Here is a 3,564-nt window from a genome sequence, read left to right as displayed (position 1 = left end):
AGCTTAAATACACCCGAGAAATAAGAAGTATATTGTCTGCTGAATACGAATCTCCCACAGAGAATTTTGTGCGTTTCTGTATTGGCGGTGTTTATTCTGGCATGAAAACGCAGTCGGTAATTGAGCAATTTGCAGATATTACTAAGCGAGCCTTCCATCAGTTTGTCAACGACCAGATCAATGAGCGCCTAAAATCCGCACTTGCAGGCGAAGATGGCGATGAGGTATCTGAGGCGGACCCAGTTCAGTCTGACGACGAAGAAGAAAACGCTCTAATTGTTACAACAGAGGAAGAGTGGGAAGCGTTTTTTGCCGTGAAATCTATTCTTTATGACACAATAGACCTTTCGCGCATAGCGATGCGCGACCGCATCAGCTATTGCGGCATACTGCTTGACGACAACAACAGAAAACCTATTTGCAGGCTACACTTTAATGGTTCTCAGAAATACTTAGGTGTTTTTGATGAAAAGAAAAAGGAAACTCGCGAGCCGATTGACTCAATCAATGACATCTATCAATATGCCAGTCAATTAAAATCTATCTGCCATGTTTATCAGGGCACAGCGTAAAAGCCGCAAAGTTCTGGTGGAACGGAACTTTCGCACGGGGGCACAAAAGCAAAGGAGAGCACATGCCGCGCGACCATAAAACACTTGTTAGAATGAATGACTGTGAGCACTATTTCGCGATGCGTTACGCGACGGAAGAAGGCGTCTCTCTCCCTGAAATGATTCGCGCACTTCTCCATAAGCATATCCTATCGAAGGAGGGCGACCGCGCAGCATCCTACCTCCTTCGCGGCCAGCCGCCAGCACAATAACTACCCCGCCCGATACCCCCAAAAACAGGTCACAGCTCCCTTGCTGTGACCTGTTTTTTTGTACCCGCGTACTACAAAATGATAGCATTTTGCTATCAAAAAAACGTCCAAAAACAGCGTCAATCCACCCTCGAAAAACTGGTATATTATGCGCCCAAATTTTTTATGCCAGGCATGTTGCATCTCCCCACGGCTTGAAAGGGGCCACAATGGACAACCCTTTAGCCGACGCACGAGCGGCGTGCCAGGCACCCCATATCAAGGAGGTCTCATGCGTAAACTTCTCGTTCTGTTTTCCTTGTTGGCTTTTGCGTCCGCCACGCACGCAGCAGAGTATCATCTTGGCGCGGACGTGCTATCCGGTCATGTCTTTCGTGGCCAGGAGATTGGCAGTGCCGGTACAATCGGCGTCCAGCCACATGTCGGGCTTGTCTCGGGCGGCTTTTCGGTCGGTGTTCGCGCACACGGGTTTATCCAGGATCGTGACTCCCTGGACGTATTCGATCAGGCGAGCGTTACTGTCGCACATGCATTTTCCACCGACCAGGCCATGTTCTCGGTTGGCGTCCATCAAGATTTTTATGCGGACGACAATGGCGAGGATACGGCCACCGAAGTCTTCTCCTCCCTGCGCTTCCCTGCCCCACTATCCCCCAAAATCACAGTCGGTTACAATTTTTCCAACCGCCCGGCGTGGGACTACGACTGGTATATCAGCCTGTCTGGTAGCACCCGGATCCGCTGCATAGATGTCAGTGCCTCGGTTGGCCTTTCTGATGCCGATGGGTCGCTCGATTTTCACGATGCGAATATCACCGCCTCCCAAAAAATCGACCTCCCCCATTTCTCGCTCTCACCGCATGTGCGACTCGCATATTCGGGTCGAGACGCCTATTACTGGATTTTCGGGCTTTCTGTGTCGAGGTAATGAATGTCTTTTTTTCTCCCGCTCCCAGCACAGGGCAGTGCCCCCGGCAGTCGTGGCGGTGGTGGAGAGTTTCGAGTGCTCCTGGAAAACAGCGATCTTGGAGAGAACGAGATGCTTCTCCAGGGCGAGACGGATACCTATGACCTGCCCGCCCCGCCTACGGGCAAAAAATATGAGTATATCGCGTTCGATTTTCTCTGTGCAATAGATACGCTGACGGTGACGCCCGACAATATCAACACTGAGAATCGCTCCAGCGGCCAATTTATCCATGACTCGACCGGCGACCACTCCTCGTGGTATCGCTCGTTTTATATAGGGAGCGACGGGCAGCGTTGGTATAGCGGCTCGAATACAGAGATCACGGACGAGGTCACCACGATGGCGGTCGGTGTCGTGCATGTCCGCTCAGACACATACGTCTGGACGGTGGAATACAACCCCACGTCCCATCAGCTTTCATTCTGGCGCGGCGGTGATGAGGCGGACACCAATAACAATCCGATCGTGTACGCTGCACTCATCACTGCATTTGTGGTTTAGGGAGGACGCATGCCCATAGAAACGCAATCCATTACAGTCACACCGACCCCAAAAAATATTGTCTCGGGGGCGGGACTGATCTCGGGAGACTCCTATTACATCTCAAATGAGGGGGGTGTGGAGGTGCGCATCGCATCGCGCCAGAATGCCCCGGATCTCTCTGGTCGGGTGGGGCATCATAAAATCCGCCCGAATGGCGGGGTCATTGGCGTGACCGTGGAAGCCGGGTATGGGGTATGGGTGTGGACGCCGTTCTCCACCGGAGAGATCGACATATCAGATTGGGGGTAAGATGTTCAAAAAAAACGACCTATTTCAGTTGGTTTTTTTCATTTTTATGAGCCTTGTGCTCATCTATTTTTTTGCGATACATGCGGCGGACGCGCAGACGACGAAACACATCAATTTTATCCCGCGTGAAATCAATCTCCGTGAATCTACCAACGAGGTATTCACGCCTCAATACGACGAAATTGCCACCCTCGATCTCCGATTTTCGCACGATATAACCGACACCCTGAGAATACCCTGGACAGTCAGCGGCTCGCGCAAGGAGATCGATCAGCGTCTAAAAATATGGATTACGGACCGCGACGGCACAGACACTCTGAAAATCGCACCGCGAGCGGCGGGCAGGTATCAGATGTGGATGTGTGCGGTCAGGGACGATAATTTTTTATCCGGACCGCTTACCGTGACTTTTTCCTTTGAGGTTCCCGATGGATGGACACTGGTGCCTGGCGGGTCGAAAACCGTCAGTGTCACGCTGTGGGAGGACGAGGTCGCGATCATCCGCTCCCACCGCGTACACGCAGGGAATATCGATCGGTGTCTCTGGCAACGACCAGAATTCGCCACTTCCGACCCGGATGATGTCTATGGGTTCGACCTCTCGAAGCCAGTAGGATTCACTGTCCAGCCCTCGTATGACCTCTACGATATCTCCACAACACCTCCGACCAAAATCTCATCTGGTTTGCTCAACATCACGAGCGTCGGGCAGGATCGGGAGCCGGGGGTGACAAATGCCACACCGCAGCTTGCCTGCGTGAATATTTCGGGGCTCACGCGCGGTAATATTTCGTTCGAATTCACATCCACACACTCGCTCCCCCAGGTTGAGCAGCACTTGATAATCCGGAAAAACCACTTTTCCCAGTCTGGTCGCGTCGTCGAAGTCCACCCGCCCGGATCGAGCGCGAAAGCATTTGACAGGCAGCCAGTGGCGAACGATCCACCTGCTGAGACGCCTGATTCAGAGCAGCAGCCA

The 3,564-nt window shown here is 52.4% G+C and carries 5 protein-coding genes and 1 pseudogene (1 of these 6 running past the window's edge); all 6 read left to right on the top strand.

What is annotated here, in order from left to right; translation table 11 throughout:
- Positions 1-32 precede the first annotated feature (32 nt).
- Entirely contained in the window at positions 33-572 is a 540-nt protein-coding gene (locus F4Y39_24850) for a hypothetical protein (GenBank protein ID MYC16964.1), read from the top strand.
- A 62-nt stretch (positions 573-634) separates the two neighbouring features.
- Positions 635-823 carry a hypothetical protein gene (locus F4Y39_24845; GenBank protein MYC16963.1) on the top strand — a complete coding sequence of 63 codons (189 nt, stop codon included), beginning with the start codon at positions 635-637 and terminating at the stop codon, positions 821-823.
- Positions 824-1,094: 271 nt separating this feature from the next.
- Positions 1,095-1,751: a hypothetical protein gene (locus tag F4Y39_24840; protein ID MYC16962.1), complete on the top strand. Its 657-nt coding sequence runs from the start codon at positions 1,095-1,097 to the stop codon at positions 1,749-1,751.
- A 3-nt stretch (positions 1,752-1,754) separates the two neighbouring features.
- A complete protein-coding gene (locus F4Y39_24835) occupies positions 1,755-2,294 on the top strand; it encodes a hypothetical protein (GenBank protein MYC16961.1) in 540 nt (179 codons plus the stop codon).
- A 9-nt stretch (positions 2,295-2,303) separates the two neighbouring features.
- Positions 2,304-2,585, top strand: coding sequence for a hypothetical protein (locus tag F4Y39_24830; GenBank protein ID MYC16960.1), 282 nt, complete (start codon positions 2,304-2,306; stop codon positions 2,583-2,585).
- 46 nt (positions 2,586-2,631) lie between these two features.
- A pseudogene (locus tag F4Y39_24825) lies at positions 2,632-3,564 on the top strand (hypothetical protein) (it continues 300 nt past the right edge of the window).

Source organism: Gemmatimonadota bacterium (assembly GCA_009838845.1).
Classification (GTDB): domain Bacteria; phylum Latescibacterota; class UBA2968; order UBA2968; family UBA2968; genus VXRD01.
The sequence above is the reverse complement of the archived record's forward strand: the minus strand, read 5'-3'. Positions and strand labels throughout refer to the sequence as shown.

Excerpts from the sequence above, each read along its gene's own strand:
- F4Y39_24845 (MYC16963.1), top strand. The coding sequence starts at position 635 with ATGCCGCGCGACCATAAAACACTTGTTAGAATGAATGACTGTGAGCAC.
- F4Y39_24840 (MYC16962.1), top strand. The coding sequence starts at position 1,095 with ATGCGTAAACTTCTCGTTCTGTTTTCCTTGTTGGCTTTTGCGTCCGCC.
- F4Y39_24835 (MYC16961.1), top strand. The coding sequence starts at position 1,755 with ATGTCTTTTTTTCTCCCGCTCCCAGCACAGGGCAGTGCCCCCGGCAGT.
- F4Y39_24830 (MYC16960.1), top strand. The coding sequence starts at position 2,304 with ATGCCCATAGAAACGCAATCCATTACAGTCACACCGACCCCAAAAAAT.